The sequence below is a fragment of the Kineosporia mesophila genome, assembly GCF_021129235.1.
GTDB classification, from domain to species: Bacteria; Actinomycetota; Actinomycetes; order Actinomycetales; family Kineosporiaceae; genus Kineosporia; species Kineosporia mesophila.
The window spans coordinates 58,454-76,534 of the sequence record NZ_JAJOMA010000033.1; the positions used below are offsets into that span (position 1 = coordinate 58,454).

Here is an 18,081-nt window from a genome sequence, read left to right on the forward strand (position 1 = left end):
CCCGAGGAGGGATTGCCTGATCACGAACAAAGGATTTGCCGCGGTACTAGGCTGAATCCATGCAGATCCGGCTCGACTTCAGCAACGCGATGGACAGGCCCGAAGGATCGGACGTGCGCGGTGGTCTGGTGGTCGACTGGCCGGCCGTGCCGCGGGTCGGCGAGGACGTCGAGGCCGGGGCCGAGTCCTACGCCGTGCACGCGGTGATCTGGAGGCTCGAGGACGAGGGCGTGCCGACGGTCGTCGTGCGCTGAGTGGTCTAGCCGGCCTTCCGGGTCGCGCGGTAGTCGCGGACGTCGGTGGAGAGGGCATAGGCCACGAAGAGCAGGGCGGCGATGAAGAGGGCGCTGGCCCAGGTGGGGTGGCCCTGCCCCAGCTGCAGGAGGAGGAGCAGGCCCAGGACCAGGTGGTGAGCAACCTGTTTCGGCGTAGGGGCCACTGCGCGGGGAGGCCGGGGCTCGGCCGGTTCGTCGCTGAGGTGCCGGGGCTCCGTGGTGCTCATATCGGACATCTTCCCATGATCGGGTGAGGGCGGAATGAGGGCCAGGGCGCTGACGGCGCTCGCGGTCGGCCCGGCCCGGCCCGGTCGAAAGCCCCTGCCGGAGACGGTCCGCGACCTTCACCCCGGCGAAGGCGCCGAGCGGGGCGAGGATCCGGGTGCGCCCGAGTATCTGCGCGTCGACAAGGCCCAGCCCGGCCGCGAACGGCACCGGCCGAGGTCCGCGCCGGGGGCGCGCCGGTCCGGCCGATCCGGAGCTTCTTGAGCGATCGCTCAACTGTTGCTACGGTCGCTGTTGAGCGATTGCTCAACAGCGGTAGGGAGCCTGATGTGAAGATCGTGATTCCTGGCGGTACCGGCCAGGTCGGAGGTGTGCTGCGCAGAGCCCTGGTGGCCCGCGGCGACGAGGTCACGGTGCTGAGCCGACGACCGGAGCGGCTTGAGGACGGCGTCCGTTACGTGGTGTGGGACGGCCGCACGCTCGGTGCGTGGGCGGAGGCGGTGGACGGTGCCGAAGCCGTGATCAACCTGGCCGGTCGCACGGTCAGCTGTCGCTACACCGACGAGAACCTGCGCCAGATGATGAACTCGCGCGTCGACTCGACGCGCGTGGTCGGTGAGGCGATCGCGCAGGCCGCCGCGCCGCCGAGGGTCTGGCTCCAGATGAGCACGGCCACGATCTATGCGGACGCGCGCAGCCGTCCCGACGATCTTCCCCAGGACGAGACCACCGGGACCATCGGCGGGAGCGAGCCCGTCGTCCCCTTGTACTGGGAGTACAGCGTACGGATCGCCCGGCGCTGGGAACAGGAACAGACGGACGCGGACACGCCGCGGACCCGCCGGGTGGCCCTGCGCACCGCGATGGTCATGACTCCTGACCGGGGTGGGGTCTACGACTACCTCTCGTGGATGACGCGGCTGCGGCTGGGCGGTGCCGTTGCCGGCGGGCAGCAGTACGTCTCCTGGATCCACGGAGAGGATTTCGTCCGGGCCGTAGAGCTTCTGCTGGAGCGGGACGACATCGAGGGGCCGGTCAACCTGGCGTCGCCCGGCCCGGTGCCGCAACGTGATCTGATGCGGTCGCTGAGAAAGGCCTGGGGTGTAGGTCTGGGGCTGCCGGCCACCCGGGCGATGGCCGAACTGGGCGCGCTGGTGCTGCGCACCGACACCGAACTGCTGCTGAAGAGCCGCCGGGTGGTGCCGGGCCGTTTGCTGGAGGCCGGTTTCGAGTTCCGGTACCCGAGCTGGCCGGAGGCTGCCGCGGATCTGTCCCGGGCGCGCAGAGCCCCGGCAGCGCCGTACGGGCCACGTGGGCAGGGTGTTTGAGGACGAGGCGCACGAGTCGTCGAGGAGCCATCAAGAAGAGCGGTGGGGGCTGTGAAGGGTGGACCCGACTCTGGCCGCTGTCCGACCGAGGAGCTGCCTGGCGGCGTTGGCCATCTCCTGCACCTGCCGGAGCTGCGCAACGGATTCCTTCAGATACTCATGCGTGCACTCGTACTGACTGGCCGGCCAAGTCCCAGCCGTGCTCGTAACTGCTCACGGCGAGGCGTTTCGCCGTTTGGCTGACCGGCAGCTGCTCTCGGGGTCAGAGTACGCAGAACTCGTTGCCCTCGGGGTCCAGCATGACCACGTGATCCGGAAGGCCATGAGGGCCTTCGACGATCTGCTGGGTGCGGGCGCCGGCCTCGGTCAGGCGCTGCACCATCGCCTCGACCCGGGGCCAGCGCACCGCGTGCTCGACCGCCCGGCCGCCGCCGATCTGCACGTCCAGGTGGATGCGGTTCTTGACCGTCTTCGTCTCCGGCACCGCGAGGAAGGAGATTCGGGGCCGGCGGCCCTCAGGATCGACAATGGCCGCCACACCGGCCTTCTCGTCGTCCGTGAGGTCGAACCGCTCGTACCATTCCTCCCACGAACGCAAGCCTGCCGGGGGCGGGGAGGGCACGTAGCCCAGGGCGATCTGCCAGAACGCGGCCAGGGTGGGCGCGTGCCGGGCGTCGACGGTGATCGTCCATTCATTCGTCATCGTCTTTCCCTTCAGGAGAGGCGACCAGGCTACTCAGGGCGGATGCACAGGCGGGAAATGTCCCCTTCCAGCATGATGGCGATCATGGAGCACTACACCGTGACCGCGGCCGGCGTGGAACTCGAGGTGGAACAGCCCGGGACAAGGACGGCCCGGATCCTGCGGGACGGGCAGGAAATACCACGAGATCAGCACGGGACGTGGCATTTCACTGGCGCCGACGGTCAGGCGCACCGGTTGCAGATGGGCACCAGTGTCTGGCGTTCGACGCCGATGATGCACGTGGACGACCGGCGCGAGGACACCGTCTACTTCCGGCCCCGGTCGCCCTGGTGGCTGATCGCCCACTACGCCGGCTTCTTCTTCTTGTACCCGCTGGCCTTGCGGGCTGGTCTCCTCAGTCTCCTGCTGCTCATGCCGGCGTACGTTCTCCTCAACGTGCTGCTGTGGCGCTCGATGCACCGCGGGAACTACTGGCGGCACGGTCTCGCCGCCCTGCTGGTGCTCGTGGTCTCGTCCGGGCTCTACGTCTGGTTCTTCGGGGATCGTTGAAGGTGCGAGGTATGCCCGGTTCGATCAGGATGGCGGACATGGAGCGCTACCCCGTCTCGCTGGCCGGTGTCGACCTGGAGGTGGAGAAGCCCTCGTCCAAGCATCCGAAGTTCCTGCGCGATGGCGCGGTCATGCCCCAGGATGTCTGGGGCAACTGGGTTCTCGTGGACGCGCAGGGAAAGAAGCACCATCCGACCATCGGGTACAGCCAGTGGCACAGGAGCCCGACCGTGCGGCTGGACGAACGCGAGGAGCCCGTGGTGCTGTGGCCACTGCCCCGGGCCGCGCGGATCGCCCTGATGGCGGCCTGGATCGTCGGAGCGGTCACCGGTCGGCTACCCGGGCTGCTGTGCGTCATGGCCGGCACCTACGTGTCCCTGCGGATATACCGGCAGCCTGATCGAAAAGCCTCTCACCGGTGGATGATCGCGGGGGTCTGGGTGGCGGTGGTGGTGCTCTACGTCATCGTCGCCCTGATCATTCACAGCGTGCTCACCTGAAAAGCCCTACACCTGCTTGAGGACGTCGTTGAGCCCCTCGATCCCGTCTCCGGTCAGGTCGGTGGTTGCGTGGATGCTGATCCGGATCCGGTCGGGTTCGTGGGCGGTCACTGTGATGCCCCGCGCGGCCAGCCGGTCCCGGACCACCGCCGACGGCCCGCCCGTCCTGACCACGACAATGCCCGCCCGCCAGGCTGGTTCGCGCGGTGAGAGGATCTCGACCCCGGAGGCGTCGAGCCGGTCGAGCAGCGCGCCCACCTTCTGCTCGATCAGTCCGGCGACGTCCACGGACTCGAGCAGTTCCAGCGCGTTCCACAACGCTGCGGAGGTGAACGGCGAGAGGTTGGTGACGGACAGCTGGTGCGCGCCCTGACGGACCGCATGCGGTTCGCCGTCGTAGTGCGTAGGTTCCTCGACCCCGGTCCAGCTGCCGAGCGTCGGACGGATCCGGTCCAGGGCCCGCGGCGACAGGGTCAGGAAACCGGTGCCCCAGCCCGCCCGCAGCCATTTCTGCCCACCGACCACGAGCGCGTCGGCGGCGGTCCAGTCCTGGTCGACCGCCCCGAATCCCTGGATGCCGTCGACGATGAGCAGCCGGTCGCCGATCACCTCGCGGATCCCCGCCAGGTCGGCCCGGTAGCCGGTGCGGAAGTCCACGGCGCTGATCGCGACGGCGGTGGTGGCCGGGGTGAGAGCCGCGGCGATCGTTGCGGGCGTCATCCACCGGGGGACGTCCGCCACCTCCCGTTCCACGGTCCGGACCCGCATCCGCCCGGCCTCCTGCGCCCGCCACCACGGGTAGAGGTTGGACGGGAACTCGTCGCGGCCCAGGAGCACCTCACCGCCGAGGCCGAAGGCGACCTGCTGGAGCCCGGCCGAGGTACTGGTGGCGAGCAGACACCCCTCGCGGGCGAAACCGGTCAGCCGGGAGACCGCAGCCAGCGCCCGCTCGTCCTGCGCATGCAGGTTCGCCGCCGGTTCCCCGAGCGCGGCCGCCCGGGCGGTGGCGGTAATGGCCTCGACCACCCGGCCGGACGGCGGGCCGTAGGCCGCGAAGTTCAGATAGCCGGACGGCTCCTGGAAGTCCGCGCCATACGCGTCCCGACCCCGGAGCCCACCGCTCAGTCCCTGTCCCAGCCCGTCCATGGCCGCCGATCATGCCACCGCCCGGAAACCCAGGTGAGCCCGGGGAGGTTTTGCATGATCACGAACAAAGGATGGGGAAGCCGCCCCGCTCCGCCCCCCTGTCCCGTTCGTGATCATGCAAAACCTCCCCGTTAATTATGGGGAAGCGCACCCCGGGCCAGCCCCTCGATTCAGCTGCGCTCGGAGCTCCCCAGCGCGGGGGCGAGCTTCGAGTCGGCCCGCCCGCTGTCAACGGTGCAATGCCACTGGCCCCATTCAACTGCATCGCGATTGCCGACAGGAGGGGCTGTCAAGTGCCGCAGCATTTGCTACGGCTGTGTTAACGGTTGCCTGACGTGGCTATTCGGGCGCATCGGACACGGCCGCAGCTCTTCCGTCCCTGAGAACGCTGTGCAATATTACTGCCGTGGCTGAGCGAGGGCGTGTCGTAGTGATCGGGGCCGGCATCGTCGGCGCCGCGATCGCCCGTTCCCTCGGGCGCGCCGGGCACGAGGTGATCGTGCTCGACCGGGGGCCCACCGCGGGTGGTACCTCGGCGAGCGGGGAAGGCAATCTTCTCGTGTCCGACAAGGGCCCCGGGGCCGAACTGGAACTCATGCAGCGGTCGCTGAAACTCTGGCGGGAGCTCGACGGGCAACTGCGCGACGAACTCCCCGCCGGATTTCCCTCCCTCGAACTGGATCACAAGGGTGGCCTGGTGGTGGCCACGACCGACCCGGGTGCCATGGCACTGCGGGAGTTCGCGGCCCTCCAGCGCACGTCGGGAGTCGTGGCGCAGGAGGTCGGCGAGCAGCAGGTACACGAGCTCGAACCCGACCTCACCCGTGACTACACGGCGGCGGTCTTCTATCCCGGTGATGCCCAGGTGCAGCCCGTGGTGGCGACCGAGTCGCTGCTGGCGTCCGCGCGTCGGCGGGGTGTCCAGGTGCGTCAGGGGGTCGAGGTGACCGGGCCGATCATGACCGCCGGCCGGCTGGCAGGCGTGCAGACCTCCGGCGGGCCGGTGCACGGCGACGCGGTGGTGCTCGCGGCCGGTCCGTGGTAGGGCGGTCTGTCCGCCGGGCTCGGCGCGCCGTTGCCCGTTCGCCCGCGCCGCGGCACGGTGCTGGTGACAACCCGCATGCCGCAACGCATTCGCCGCAAGGTCTACGATGCGGACTATGTCGGGGCGGTCGGGTCGGGTGCGGCCGACCTCCAGGTGTCGAGCGTTGTCGAGTCCACCGCCGCGGGTACCGTTCTCATCGGATCCTCGCGCGAACGCAAAGGTTTCGACGAACGCATCGAGGCCCGCGTGGTCGCCGCGATGGCCGCGAAAGCCCTTCTGCTGTTCCCCTTCCTGAAGGATGTACCGGTAATGAGGGCCTACGGTGGTTTCCGGCCGTTCGTGCCCGATCATCTCCCGGTGATCGGTCCGGACCCACGCCTGGCGGGCCTCTGGCACGCGACCGGGCACGAGGGTGCGGGAATCGGGCTGAGTCTGGCCACGGCCGAGATCCTCACAGACCTCATCGCGGGAACCGGCAACGACAAAAACCCCTTTCGCGTCGACCGCGACACTCTCGCGCCCTATCTGGAAGAGGTCGCCTGATGGGCCCGCAGCGTCTTCCCGTCGCCCAGGACCCGGTGGCTCCCCGCGACTCCGGCCCCCTGACGATCACCGTCGACGGCGCCCAGGTCACCGGCCAGGTGGGCCAGACCGTCGCCGGCCTGCTGCTGGGTGCCGGGCACGTGTCCTGGAGAACCAGCCGAACCGGCCGCCCGCGTGGCGTTTTCTGCGGGATCGGCGTGTGCTTCGACTGCCTGGTGACGGTCAACGACATTCCGGACGTGCGGGCCTGCCAGCGCCGCGCCACCGAGGGCGACGTGGTGAGCACCGAGCCGCCGACCCGGGAGACCCCGGCATGATCACGAACGGGATCGAGGACGCACGCAGCCGGGTTTTGATGGCGGGGAAGGTTTGCCTGATCACGAACGGGGTTGGTGGCGGGTTGCCGGGGGTTGGGCGTGTTTGAGCAGGGTGGGGGTGTTCTCGTTGTCGGTGTGGGGCCGGCGGGGATGGCGGCTGCGGCTGCTGCCCTCCGGCACGGGGCGCGCGTCACTCTGCTGGAGGCTGGGTACAATCTCGGGGGGCAGTACTGGCGGCATCTGGCCCATGAGCGTCGGGGCGCGCAGGAGCACCGGCTGCATCACGGCTGGAGCACCTTTCAGCGGCTGCGCGACGAGATCAGCGGTCATCCGGACTGTGACGTGGTGTTCGGCGCGAGTGTCTGGGCCATCGACCGGCACGACGACGCCCCGCCGGTAGTGCACGTCATGGTCGGGGCCCCGGACGGCACCGATCGTGAGCCCCGCAGCTACACCCCCGGCCGGCTGATCCTGGCCACCGGCGGGCAGGAGCGCACCCTGCCCTTCCCCGGCTGGGACCTGCCGGGCGTCTTCACCGCCGGCGCCGCCCAGGCCCTGGCCAAGGGGGAACGGGTCGCCGTCGGGCGGCGCGTGCTCGTCGCGGGGGCCGGGCCCTTCCTGCTGCCCGTGGTCAGCAGCCTGATCCGGACCGGGGCCACGGTGGTCGGGGTCGCCGAGGCCTCCGGCCGCAGCCGCCTGACCCGCGGCTGGCTGACCCGGCCCTGGGAACTGGCCAGCGCCTCGTCCAAGGCGGGCGAGCTGGGCGGTTACCTGAAAGATCTGGTGCGCCATCGCGTCCCCTATTGGACCGGGCAGACCGTCGTGGCCGCGCACGGCACCGACCGGGTGCACTCGGTCACCCTGGCCGCCCTCCACCCCGACTGGACCCGCGTGGAGGGTTCCGAACGGGTCGTGGAGGTCGACGCCGTGTGCGTGAGTCACGGATTCGTCCCCCGTACCGAACTGGCCATCGCGGCCGGGTGCCAGCTCGACGAGCAGGGTTTCGTGACTACGGACGCCGGCCAGCAGACGTCCGTGCCGAACGTCTACAGTGCCGGTGAGCTCACCGGGATCGGCGGAGCCGATCTGGCCCTGGCCGAGGGAGAGGTGGCGGGTACCACAGCGGCCGGGGGCGTGCCTCGTCCATTATTGGTCGGTCAACGAAAAGCCTTACGAAACTTCGCGACCCGGCTGGAAGCCGCGCACGGCATCCGGCCCGGATGGCAGACCTGGCCCGACCCGGGCACCATGCTCTGCCGCTGCGAAGACGTCACCGTCGGCGAACTGCGGGACATCGCCGCGAAAACCCGGTCCCGCGGGCTGCGCTCCCTGAAACTCACCACCCGCGCCGGACTCGGCGTGTGCCAGGGCCGCACCTGCGGCCGCAACGTGGAAGACCTGCTGGGGCCGAATCTCCTGCAGGCCGGCCGCACCTCCCGACGACCTATCGCCACACCGGTCCGGCTCGGGGAACTTGCCGCGACCCTCACCCCAGAACGAGAGGACCCTCTTCCGTGAGCACCGATCAGCCCGTCAACTTCCAGGGCGTCATCGTCGCCACCGCACTGCCCTACAAGGAGAACCCGGACGCACCGGCCGGTCTCGAGGTCGACTACGACAAGTTCGCCGAGCACTGCGACTGGCTGATCAGCAACGGCTGCCGGGGCGTGGGCCCGAACGGTTCGCTGGGGGAGTACTCCTCGCTGACCGACGCCGAGCGCCGCAAGGTCATCCAGGTCGCCGTCGAGGCCGTCGACGGGCGGGGCCTGGTCGTGGCCGGCGTGCACGGCCCGGGCTGGCACCAGGCCCAGCACTGGACCCGTCTGGCCGCGGAAGACGGCGCCGACGGCGTGCTCTCGCTGCCGCCCACGATGTACCGGGCCTCCGACGAGCAGGTGATCGAGCACTTCTCGAAGATCGCCGAGGTCGGCCTGCCGGTGATGATCTACAACAACCCGATCGACACCAAGGTCGACCTGGTGCCGTCGCTGGTCGCGCAGATCGCCGGGATCCCGAACATCTCGGCGATCAAGGAGTTCAGCGGCGACGTGCGCCGTAAGTTCGAGATCTCCGAGCTGTGCGACATCGACGTGGTCGCGGGCGCCGACGACGTGCTGTTCGAGCTGATGATCGACGGTGCGGTGGGCTGGTTCGCGGGCTTCCCCAACGCCTTCCCGGCTGAGTCGGTGGAGATCTACGAGCACATGCGGGCCGGCCGGGTCGAGCAGGCCCGCGCCCTGTACGAGCGTCTGGTGGCGGTGTTCCGCTGGGACTCGCGCGTCGAGTTCGTGCAGGCCATCAAGCTCAGCATGGAGATGGTCGGCCGGTACGGCGGCCCCTGCCGCCCGCCGCGGGGTCCGCTGACGCCCGAGCACACCGCCCGGGTGCGGGCCGACATGGAGCGTGCGATCGCGGGCCTCGAGTCGCTGCGCGCAGGAGTCTGATGAGGTCGAGAAGGCTCGTCTCCGCGGTCGACTCGCACACCGAGGGGATGCCGACGCGGGTCGTGACCGGTGGCGTCGGGGTGATCCCGGGCGCCACCATGAACGAGCGGCGGCTGCACTTCATCGCCGAGATGGACCACCTGCGCAAGTTCCTGGTGAACGAGCCCCGTGGGCACGCCGCCATGAGCGGCGCGATCCTGCAGCCGCCGACCCGGCCCGATGCGGACTTCGGCGTGCTGTACATCGAGGTCTCCGGCTGCCTGCCGATGTGCGGGCACGGAACCATCGGGGTGGCGACCGTTCTCGTGGAGACGGGGATGGTCGAGGTGGTCGAGCCGGTGACGACGATCCGTCTCGACACCCCGGCCGGGCTGGTGATCGCGCAGGTGGCCGTGAGCGACGGCCACGCCGACTCGGTGACCCTGGAGAACGTGCCCTCGTACTGCGAGCGGCTCGACGAGACCATCGAGGTGCCGGGTCTGGGCACGGTGCCCTACAGCCTGGCCTTCGGTGGGAACTTCTACGCCATGGTCGATCTCGACGCGGTGAAGCTGCCGTTCGAGCGGGCCCGGCAGCAGGACATCCTCAGCGCGGGTCTGGCCGTCATGAACCAGATCAACCTCCAGGCCCCGCCCCGGCACCCGGAGATCGACGGTGTGAATCACTGTCACCACGTCGAATTCATCGCCCCCGGATCGGACGCGACGCTGTCCCGGCACGCGATGGCCATCCACCCGGGCTGGTTCGACCGCTCTCCCTGCGGCACCGGTACGTCCGCGCGGATGGCCGAACTGCACGCCCGCGGCGAGCTGCCGTTGCACCAGGACTTCGTCAACGAGTCGTTCATCGGCAGCCGGTTCGTCGGGCGGCTGATCGGGGAGACCACGGTCGGCGGGCACCCGGCCGTTCTGCCGACCATCACCGGGCGGGCGTGGGTGACCGGCATCGGGCAGTACATGCTGGACCCGAGCGATCCGTACCCGGAAGGTTTCGAGTTCTGAGATGAGCAACGACGAGATGACGACCATCGACCTGGACCAGATCCTCGCGGCCGCTGCGGCCGTGCCCCTGACCGGCCCGGCCTCGGCGACGCCGGCGCAGCGGGCCGGCTGGCTGGAGGCGGTCGCCGGCGTGCTGGACGGCGCCGCCGACGAGCTGATCCCGCTGGCGCAGGCGGAGTCGCACCTGCCGGCGGCGCGGCTGACGGCCGAGCTGAAGCGCACGACGTTCCAGGCCCGCCAGTTCGCGGAGGCCCTGCGCGCCGGCACCCTGACACCCACCCAGGTGGACGCGCCCGACGCCGGGTGGGGCAGCGGTCCCCGGCCCGACCTGCGGCGCACCGTGGTGCCGCTGGGTCCGGTGCTGGTGTTCGCCGCGAGCAACTTCCCGTTCGCGTTCAGCGTGTTCGGCGGCGACACCGTCTCCGCCCTGGCCGCCGGCTGCCCGGTGGTGGTGAAGGCGCACCCGGGTCATCCGGAACTCTCGCGGCGCACGGCCGAACTGGTCGCGGCGCAGCTGCCGGAAGGTCTTTTCGCCCTGATCGAGGGGGTCGAGCCGTCGCTGACCGCGCTGAAGGACTCCCGGATCAAGGCCGTCGGATTCACCGGCTCCACCAGTGGTGGGCGGGCGCTGTACGACATCGCCGCCGCCCGGGCCGAGCCGATCCCGTTCTACGGCGAACTGGGCAGCGTGAACCCGGTCGTGGTGACTCCCGAGGGCTGGGCGCAGCGGCCGGGCGAGATCGTCGGTGGCTGGCTGGACTCGCTGCTGCTGGGTTCGGGGCAATTCTGCACCAACCCGGGCGTGGTGTTCGTGCCCGACGCGCAGGCGTTCCTCGCCTCGGTCGAGCTACCGAAGCCCGGGCGGATGCTGAACGACCGCCTGGAAGAGGGTTTTCAGAAGTCCACCGCACTGGTGGCCGAGCTCCCGGGCGTGCGTGAGGTGGCCGGCGGCCCGGCGAACGAGCAGGGCGTCGCGGCCCGGATCTTCGCCACCACGCTGGAGCAGCTCGACCCGCAGGCGCTGGACACCGAGATGTTCGGCCCGGCCGGTCTGGTCGTCGAATACGGTGACACGGGTGCGCTGGTCGATGTGCTCCAGCGGGTGCCGGGGCAGCTGACCGGCACGGTCCAGGGCACCGAGTCCGGGGACGAGGTGGCCGCCGAGGTGGTCGCGGCGCTCAGTGCCCGGGTCGGCCGGGTGCTCTACAACCAGTGGCCCACCGGCGTCAGCGTGACCGCGGCGCAGCAGCACGGAGGCCCGTACCCGGCGTCCACCAATTCCCTGACCACCTCGGTCGGGCTGGCGGCGATCGAGCGGTTCCAGCGGCCGGTGTCCTATCAGGGTCTGCCCGCCGGTCTGCTGCCGACGGAACTCCGGTAAAGTCGCCAGACTTCGGAAGGCGTTTTCCGCCGTCGTCAGTGGGGAGGTCGAGTGGCATCGCACATCGGTCCGGTGGCCGCGGGCTCGAGCCTGCGGATCACCGTGGAAGAGGCTCTGGCCTCGGCCATCGTGTCCGGTGAGCTGGCCCCCGGCACCCTGCTGACGGCGCCCACCCTGGGTGCCCGGTTCGGTGTCTCCGCCACGCCCGTGCGCGAGGCGATGCTGAACCTGCAGAAGCGGGGGTTCGTCGAGACGGTCCGGAACAAGGGTTTCCGGGTCACCGACGTCAGCGAGCAGGACCTGTGGGAGATCGTCCGCATCCGGCAGCTGCTCGAGGTGCCGGCGATGCGCGACATCGCCCGCACCCTGCAGCCGTACACGGCCACGCAGCTGCGGGCCCAGGCCGACCTGATCGTGGAGGCGGCGGCGTCGGCCGACATCCCCACGTACCTGGCGGCCGACGTGGACTTTCACCTGACCCTGCTGCGGCTCACCGGGAACGAGCGGCTGGTCGAGCTGGTGCGTGACCTGCGTCAGCAGACCCGGATGGTCGGGCTGGCCGACCTGATCGGCAGTGACGAGCTGGCCCGCTCGGCGGCCGAGCACCATCAGCTGATGGACCTGCTCGAGCGCCGCGACGGCCGGGGGGCGCAGCAGCTGCTGCACTCCCACATCGAGCACGTGCTCGGCTGGTGGAGCGGGCGTACCGAGACCCAGTAAGGTTTTACCTCCGCACACGAAGGGCCGGTCACCACACCAGGTGACCGGCCCTCTTGCGTTGGGAGAATCACTGTCGATCCGTGACTTTCGGTGAGACCGGCCGTTCGTCGCCAGAAACATTAATCGTTTGTAACTAGTTCACTCCAGGGCTTCACCTGCGAGGTGTGACATATTACTGTTCCACCAGGTACCCGGGCATCAGAGCACCTGACCCGCGCCGACCACTAGTCGTCCCGCCGGCCGTTCCCCCCGACCGGCGTGCAGAACCGCACCGTGAGCAAAGCTTTCGCTGATGTCGACGAGCGTGGACCGCCCTGACGTGCAGCAGATGTGCACCCGGCGGACATCCGCGTGATTCCGGAAGGCAGGACCTGTGAAGAGAAGTACACCCCGGGTGGCCGTGGGCAGTCTGATGATGGCCTCGGTCCTGGCCGTGTCGGCCTGTTCCGGCAGCTCGTCCAGCGCCTCCGGCACGAGCGGCAGTGGCTCCACACAGACCCCGGCCACGGGCGGCACCGTGCAGGTGCTGCAGGCCGCCGACTTCTCCTACCTCGACCCGACCCGGGGCTGGGACGGTGGGGTGAACGCCTTCTACCGGCTGGTCTACCGCACGCTGGTGACGAAGGCGGCGAACAACGCCGAAGACCCGAACGCGATGGTGCCGGACCTGGCGGAGTCGCTGGGCAAGGTCTCGGACGACGGGCTGAGCTGGACCTACACGCTGAAGAAGGGCGTCAAGTTCGACACCGGCGCCGAGATCACCTCCAAGGACGTGAAGTTCGGCATCGAGCGGAGCTGGGACCCGCAGATCGGCATCGGCTCGCCGTATCTGAAGCAGCTGATCGACGCGCCCGACGACTACCAGGGCCCGTACAAGTCCGGTGCGCTCGACACGATCGAGACGCCCGACGACAGCACCATCGTCTTCCATCTCAAAGAGGCCTACCCGGAGTTCGACGCGGCGCTGTCGATGCCCAGCGGCACCCCGTTCCCCGAGGGCACGGGCGAGGGCGACGAGTTCATCTCCGACATCGTCGCCTCCGGCCCGTACGACCTGGAGAAGTACACCCCGGGCAGTCTGATCGAGCTCAAGCGCAACCCGGAGTGGGACGCCTCGACCGACGACGTGCGCAAGGCCTACCCGGACGCCTGGAAGTTCAGCATCGGCCTCGAGGGCGCCACGATCGACGAGCGCCTGATCGCCGGGCAGGGCACCGACATCAACGCGATCGCGGGCACCGTGCAGACCGCCACCATCGCCCGCCTGCAGACGCCCCAGCTGAAAGCCCGCACCACCAAGGCAGCTTCGACCTGCCTGACGTACATGGGCCTGAACACCACGAAGAAGCCGCTGACCGACGTGAAGGTGCGGCAGGCGATCAGCTATGCGATCGACAAGAGCGCCGTGCTCAACGCCACCGGCGGCACCCAGTTCGCCACGGTCGCCAGCACGATCATCCCCTCGACGGTGTCCGGGCACACCGACTTCGACCTGTACCCGAGCCAGAACAACGCCGGTGACGTGGACAAGGCGAAGCAGCTGCTGACCGAGGCCGGCTACGCCGACGGTTTCGGGATGACGCTCGACATCCGGCCGATCCCCGCAGTCCAGCGTCAGGCCGAGGCGATCCAGCAGTCGCTGAAGAAGGTCGGCATCGACCTGAAGCTCAACGTCATCGACACCTCCACCTACTACGAGACGATCGGCACGCCGAGTCAGCAGCACGACGCCGCGATCACCGGCTGGTGCCCGGACTGGAACTCCAGCGCCTCGACCTTCATCCCGCCGCTGTTCGACGGTCGGAACATCACCGAGAAGGGCAACAACAACCTGGCCCAGCTCGACGACGACGCCGTGAACGCGGCGATCGACAAGGCCAAGGCGATGACCGACATCGACGCGGCCAACCAGGCCTGGGGCGCGCTCGACGAGCAGATCATGAAGCTCGCGCCGATCGTGCCGCTGAACGTGGAGAACCGGATCTACCTGCCCGGTGAGAACGTGGCCGGGATGATCACCCCCAGCGGCGACTACGACTACACGATCATGGGTCTCAAGGACCCGTCCAAGGGCTGACATGACCATCCCCACCACCGGGCTGACGGTGCCGGCGGACTCCGGGCAGGAGACCGCCGGCACCACCCCCCAGCTGCGCGCGAGCGTGTTGCGCACCCTGCTGCGCGACCCGGTCGCCGCCGCCTGTCTGGCCTACATCGTGCTGGTCCTGATGATGGCCGCCTTCGCCCCGCTGATCGTGAAGGTCAGCGGGTGGGACCCGTACGAGTTCGACCAGAGCGCCATCGACGCGAACATGGGCGGCATCCCCCTGGGTGGCTTCTCCGGCTCGCACTGGCTGGGTGTCGAACCCGGCACCGGCCGCGACATCTTCGCCCGCATCGTCTACGGCGCCCGGGCCTCGATGCTCATCGCGATCAGCGCCACCGTGCTGACCACCCTACTGGGAGTCGTGTTCGGCCTGCTGGCGGGGTATTTCGGTGGACGCACGGACATGGTCATCTCGCGGGTCATGGAGTTCCTGATGGCCTTCCCCGCGCTGATCTTCATGATCGCCGTGCTCTCGGCGCTGCCCGCCGACGACCGGCAGTACCTGCTGGTCGTGGTGATCTCGGTGTTCGGCTGGCCCTACCTGGCGCGCATCGTGCGCGGGCAGACCATGTCGCTCAAGCAACGTGAGTTCGTCGAGGCGGCGGTGGCCTCCGGTGCCTCGCGCAGCACCGTGGTGTTCACCGAGATCCTGCCCAACCTGCGCTCGACCATCCTGGTGATGGTGACCCTCGCGGTGCCCGGCTACATCGGCACCGAGGCGGGCCTGAGCTTCCTGGGGGTCGGGGTGGTGCCGCCCACGCCGTCGTGGGGCCAGATGATCGCCAGCTCGGTGAACTGGTACTCGGTGGTGCCGCTGTACTTCGTGGTGCCCGGCACCTTCCTGGCTCTGCTCGTGCTGTCGTTCATGGTGCTCGGTGACCGGGTGCGTTCCGTGGTCGACCCGAAAGGCCGCTCATGACCCGATACGTCGTGAACCGCCTGGCCGGAATGGTTCTCGTGCTGTTCCTGGTCTGCCTGTTCACCTACATGGTGTTCTTCCTGCTCTCGCCCGACCCGGCCGTGCAGATCTGCGGCAAGAACTGCACGCCCGAGCGCATCGACCAGATCCGGGCCAACCTCGGCCTGGACGAACCGTTCGTCACCCAGTTCCTGAACTTCCTGCGCGGCCTGTTCATCGGTCGCGAGTACGAGGGCGGCATCAACTGCCCGGCCCCCTGCCTGGGCTACTCGTTCCAGACCTCGCAGGTCGTCACCGACATGATCGTGCAGCGTCTGCCGGTCACCGCCGTCGTGGCGGTCGGGGCGGCCGTGCTGTGGCTGCTCATGGGTGTGGTCGGCGGGCTGATCAGCGCCGTGCAGGAGGGGAAGTTCGCCGACCGCTTCATCGCCGGGCTGACGCTGGGGGGCATGTCGGTGCCGAACTACGTGCTGGCGCTGGCTCTTCAGTACGTCTTCGTGGTCTGGCTGCAGTGGCTGCCCTTCCCGCAGGCCGTGCCGTTCGCCGACGACCCGGTGCAGTGGTTCCTGAATTTCATCCTGCCCTGGTCGGTGCTCGCGATCGGCTACGCCTCGTCGTACACCCGCCTCACCCGGGCCAACGTCATCGACACCCTGGACGAGAACTTCGTGCGCACGGCCCGGGCCAAAGGCCTGCGGCCCGATCTGGTCTGGCGCCGGCACGCGCTGCGCCCGGCCCTGACGCCGATCGTCACGATCGCCGGGATGGACTTCGCCGGGCTGCTCGGCGGCGCCCTGATCACCGAGACCGTCTTCGGCATCAACGGGGTCGGCAAGCTCGCCGCCGACTCCATCACCAAGAACGACCAGCCGGTGATCATGGCGGTCACCCTGCTGGCCGCGTTCTTCGTGGTGGTCGGCAACATGGTGGTCGACCTGCTCTACTCGGCCATCGATCCGCGCGTGCGGGTGGGGGTTTCGGCATGACTTTGCTTCAGGCGAAGGGCCTGACCGTCACCTTCGGCGCCACGAACGTGGTGGACGGCATCGACTTCGAGGTCCGGCCGGGAGGCACCCTCGGCATCGTCGGGGAGAGCGGCTCCGGAAAGTCCATGACCAGCCTGGCGATCATGGGCCTGCTGCCGTCCTCGGCCACCCGCGCCGGCAGCATCGACTTCGCCGGCACCGAGCTGACGAAGGTCACGGAACGGCAGATGCGCGCGATCCGGGGCGACCGCATCGCGATGGTCTTCCAGGACCCGCTGTCGTCGCTGAACCCGTACTACACCGTGGGCACGCAGATCGCCGAGGCGTACCGCTCGCACCGGTCCGGGGTGAGTCGAAAGGCCGCTCGCGCGGCGGCGATCGAGGCGATGGACCGGGTTCACATCAAGGACGCCGGTAAGCGGGTGGACGACTACCCGCACCAGTTCTCGGGCGGCATGCGCCAGCGCGTGATGATCGCGATGGCGCTGTCCACCGAGCCCGAGCTGATCATCGCCGACGAGCCCACCACCGCCCTCGACGTCACCGTGCAGGCGCAGATCCTCGACCTGCTCGCCGAGGTGCGGCGCGACACCGGGGCCGCGCTGATCCTCATCACCCACGACCTGGCCGTGGTCAGTGAGGTCGCCGACGACCTGATCGTCATGCGGCACGGGCGGGTCGTCGAGACCGGCACCGCCGAGCAGATCTTCTCCGATCCGCAAGCCCCTTACACGCAGGCCCTGCTCGACGCGGTGCCGCGCATCGACGACAGCATCGGCGACCTGCGCCCGGTCCCGGGAGGTCCGGCATGACGCTTCTTCGGGCGAGGAACCTGGTGAAGGAGTTCGACGTGGCGGGCACGGCCGGACTGGTGAAGCCGGCCCGGCGGTTCACGGCCGTCGACCACGTCTCCTTCGAGCTGCACGCGGGGCAGACCCTGGCGCTGGTGGGGGGGTCGGGCTCGGGCAAGTCCACCACGGCGCGTCTGGCCGCCCGGCTCGTCGACGTCACCTCCGGCACCGTGCACCTGGACGGCCAGGACATCACCGCGTTGCAGGGCGGCGACCTGCTCGAGGTTCGGCGGCAGGTGCAGATGGTGTTCCAGGACCCGTTCTCGTCGCTCAATCCCCGCCACACCGTCGAACGGATCGTCACCGCACCCCTGCGCTACCAGAAGCGTCCGGTCCCGGGCGGGGTCCGGACGGTCGCGCGGTCATTGATGGAACGTGTCAGCCTGAACCCCGATCACAGCGACCGGTACCCGGCCCAGTTCAGCGGCGGTCAGGCGCAGCGCATCGGGATCGCCCGGGCGCTGGCGGTCGGGCCCCGGGTGCTGGTCTGCGACGAGGCGGTCTCGGCGCTCGACGTGTCGGTGCAGGCCCAGATCATCAACCTGCTGCGGGGTCTGCAGGCCGAGGAGGGCTTCGGCTGCCTCTTCATCGCCCACGACCTGGCCGTGGTGCGGCAGATCGCCACGAATGTCGCGGTGATGACGGGTGGCCAGGTGGTCGAGTCCGGCTCTCGCGACGCGGTGTTCGACAGCCCGCAGCACGAGTACACCCGCAGGCTCCTCGCGGCGGTACCCCGCATCCGGCCGGAGTGGGAGGCAGCCCGCCTCCGCAACGCGGGCCGGGTTCGTGAGCCCCAATGAGGGACGAGGAACCTCACCCGCCCCGGTGGTCCCGGCGGCGAAGGCCCAGACTGAGATGAGTGAACCAGCCCGTCACGATCCAGGGGGAGAAAATCCATGACATCCCACCCGAACAGCCCGAGCACGGCCACAGTGGCAACACCCGGCCCCACGCCGGCCACCCGGACCGGTCCCACCACCCCGTCCACCCACGGCGATCAGGATGCTCTGGCGGGGACTGACTCCGCCTCCATGGTTA

Annotated in this window: 18 protein-coding genes and 1 pseudogene; 16 read left to right on the forward strand and 3 right to left on the reverse strand. The window is 69.3% G+C overall.

The window, feature by feature from the left end:
* Positions 1-59 precede the first annotated feature (59 nt).
* Positions 60-254, forward strand: coding sequence for a hypothetical protein (locus tag LR393_RS31590; RefSeq protein WP_231488867.1), 195 nt, complete (start codon positions 60-62; stop codon positions 252-254).
* Between the two features lie 5 nt (positions 255-259).
* Here LR393_RS31590 and LR393_RS31595 read toward each other — a convergent pair whose 3' ends face one another.
* Positions 260-502 (reverse strand): hypothetical protein, encoded by a 243-nt coding sequence (locus LR393_RS31595; protein WP_231488868.1) that lies wholly within the window; start codon positions 500-502, stop codon positions 260-262.
* A gap of 327 nt (positions 503-829) precedes the next feature.
* Here LR393_RS31595 and LR393_RS31600 point away from each other — a divergent pair, with 327 nt between their 5' ends.
* The gene (locus LR393_RS31600; protein ID WP_231488869.1) at positions 830-1,828 is read left to right on the forward strand and encodes an epimerase; all 999 of its coding nucleotides are present in this window, start codon (positions 830-832) and stop codon (positions 1,826-1,828) included.
* Positions 1,829-2,090: 262 nt separating this feature from the next.
* Here the strand turns inward: LR393_RS31600 and LR393_RS31605 are convergent, their stop codons facing one another.
* Positions 2,091-2,531 carry a VOC family protein gene (locus LR393_RS31605; protein ID WP_231488870.1) on the reverse strand — a complete coding sequence of 147 codons (441 nt, stop codon included), beginning with the start codon at positions 2,529-2,531 and terminating at the stop codon, positions 2,091-2,093.
* A 72-nt stretch (positions 2,532-2,603) separates the two neighbouring features.
* Between LR393_RS31605 and LR393_RS31610 the strand changes: the two genes are divergently transcribed.
* Together LR393_RS31610 and LR393_RS31615 are read left to right on the forward strand one after the other, a co-directional pair.
* Entirely contained in the window at positions 2,604-3,083 is a 480-nt protein-coding gene (locus LR393_RS31610) for a hypothetical protein (protein WP_231488871.1), read from the forward strand.
* 38 nt (positions 3,084-3,121) lie between these two features.
* Entirely contained in the window at positions 3,122-3,583 is a 462-nt protein-coding gene (locus LR393_RS31615) for a hypothetical protein (RefSeq protein WP_231488872.1), read from the forward strand.
* Between the two features lie 6 nt (positions 3,584-3,589).
* On the opposite strand, the gene LR393_RS31620 is transcribed toward LR393_RS31615, so the two are convergent.
* Entirely contained in the window at positions 3,590-4,729 is a 1,140-nt protein-coding gene (locus tag LR393_RS31620; protein ID WP_231488873.1) for an aminotransferase class V-fold PLP-dependent enzyme, read from the reverse strand.
* Between the two features lie 430 nt (positions 4,730-5,159).
* Here LR393_RS31620 and LR393_RS31625 point away from each other — a divergent pair.
* The 12 genes and pseudogenes from LR393_RS31625 (at position 5,160) to LR393_RS31680 (ending at position 17,843) form a co-directional block, all read left to right on the forward strand.
* Positions 5,160-6,317, forward strand: a pseudogene (locus LR393_RS31625) (NAD(P)/FAD-dependent oxidoreductase).
* On the forward strand, positions 6,317-6,634 hold the full coding sequence (locus LR393_RS31630; RefSeq protein WP_231488874.1) for a (2Fe-2S)-binding protein: 318 nt from the start codon (positions 6,317-6,319) through the stop codon (positions 6,632-6,634). Before LR393_RS31625 ends, LR393_RS31630 begins: the two are co-directional and overlap by 1 nt.
* A 99-nt stretch (positions 6,635-6,733) precedes the next feature.
* Complete coding sequence (locus tag LR393_RS31635) at positions 6,734-8,152, forward strand: FAD/NAD(P)-dependent oxidoreductase (RefSeq protein WP_231488875.1); 1,419 nt, start codon at positions 6,734-6,736, stop codon at positions 8,150-8,152.
* Positions 8,149-9,078, forward strand: coding sequence for a dihydrodipicolinate synthase family protein (locus LR393_RS31640; protein ID WP_231488876.1), 930 nt, complete (start codon positions 8,149-8,151; stop codon positions 9,076-9,078). Before LR393_RS31635 ends, LR393_RS31640 begins: the two co-directional genes overlap by 4 nt.
* Positions 9,078-10,079: a proline racemase family protein gene (locus LR393_RS31645; RefSeq protein ID WP_231488877.1), complete on the forward strand. Its 1,002-nt coding sequence runs from the start codon at positions 9,078-9,080 to the stop codon at positions 10,077-10,079. The genes LR393_RS31640 and LR393_RS31645 overlap by 1 nt, the downstream gene beginning before the upstream one ends.
* Before the next feature lies 1 nt (position 10,080).
* A complete protein-coding gene (locus tag LR393_RS31650) occupies positions 10,081-11,460 on the forward strand; it encodes an aldehyde dehydrogenase (NADP(+)) (protein ID WP_231488878.1) in 1,380 nt (459 codons plus the stop codon).
* Positions 11,461-11,511: 51 nt separating this feature from the next.
* Complete coding sequence (locus tag LR393_RS31655; RefSeq protein ID WP_231488879.1) at positions 11,512-12,180, forward strand: GntR family transcriptional regulator; 669 nt, start codon at positions 11,512-11,514, stop codon at positions 12,178-12,180.
* Between the two features lie 373 nt (positions 12,181-12,553).
* Entirely contained in the window at positions 12,554-14,257 is a 1,704-nt protein-coding gene (locus LR393_RS31660; protein WP_231488880.1) for an ABC transporter substrate-binding protein, read from the forward strand.
* A 1-nt stretch (position 14,258) separates the two neighbouring features.
* Positions 14,259-15,206 (forward strand): ABC transporter permease, encoded by a 948-nt coding sequence (locus LR393_RS31665; RefSeq protein WP_231488881.1) that lies wholly within the window; start codon positions 14,259-14,261, stop codon positions 15,204-15,206.
* The gene (locus LR393_RS31670) at positions 15,203-16,192 is read left to right on the forward strand and encodes an ABC transporter permease (RefSeq protein ID WP_231488882.1); all 990 of its coding nucleotides are present in this window, start codon (positions 15,203-15,205) and stop codon (positions 16,190-16,192) included. The genes LR393_RS31665 and LR393_RS31670 overlap by 4 nt, the downstream gene beginning before the upstream one ends.
* Entirely contained in the window at positions 16,189-17,004 is an 816-nt protein-coding gene (locus LR393_RS31675) for an ABC transporter ATP-binding protein (protein ID WP_231488883.1), read from the forward strand. The genes LR393_RS31670 and LR393_RS31675 overlap by 4 nt, the downstream gene beginning before the upstream one ends.
* Positions 17,001-17,843 (forward strand): ATP-binding cassette domain-containing protein, encoded by an 843-nt coding sequence (locus LR393_RS31680; protein ID WP_231488884.1) that lies wholly within the window; start codon positions 17,001-17,003, stop codon positions 17,841-17,843. The genes LR393_RS31675 and LR393_RS31680 overlap by 4 nt, the downstream gene beginning before the upstream one ends.
* The last annotated feature ends 238 nt before the right edge of the window (positions 17,844-18,081 follow it).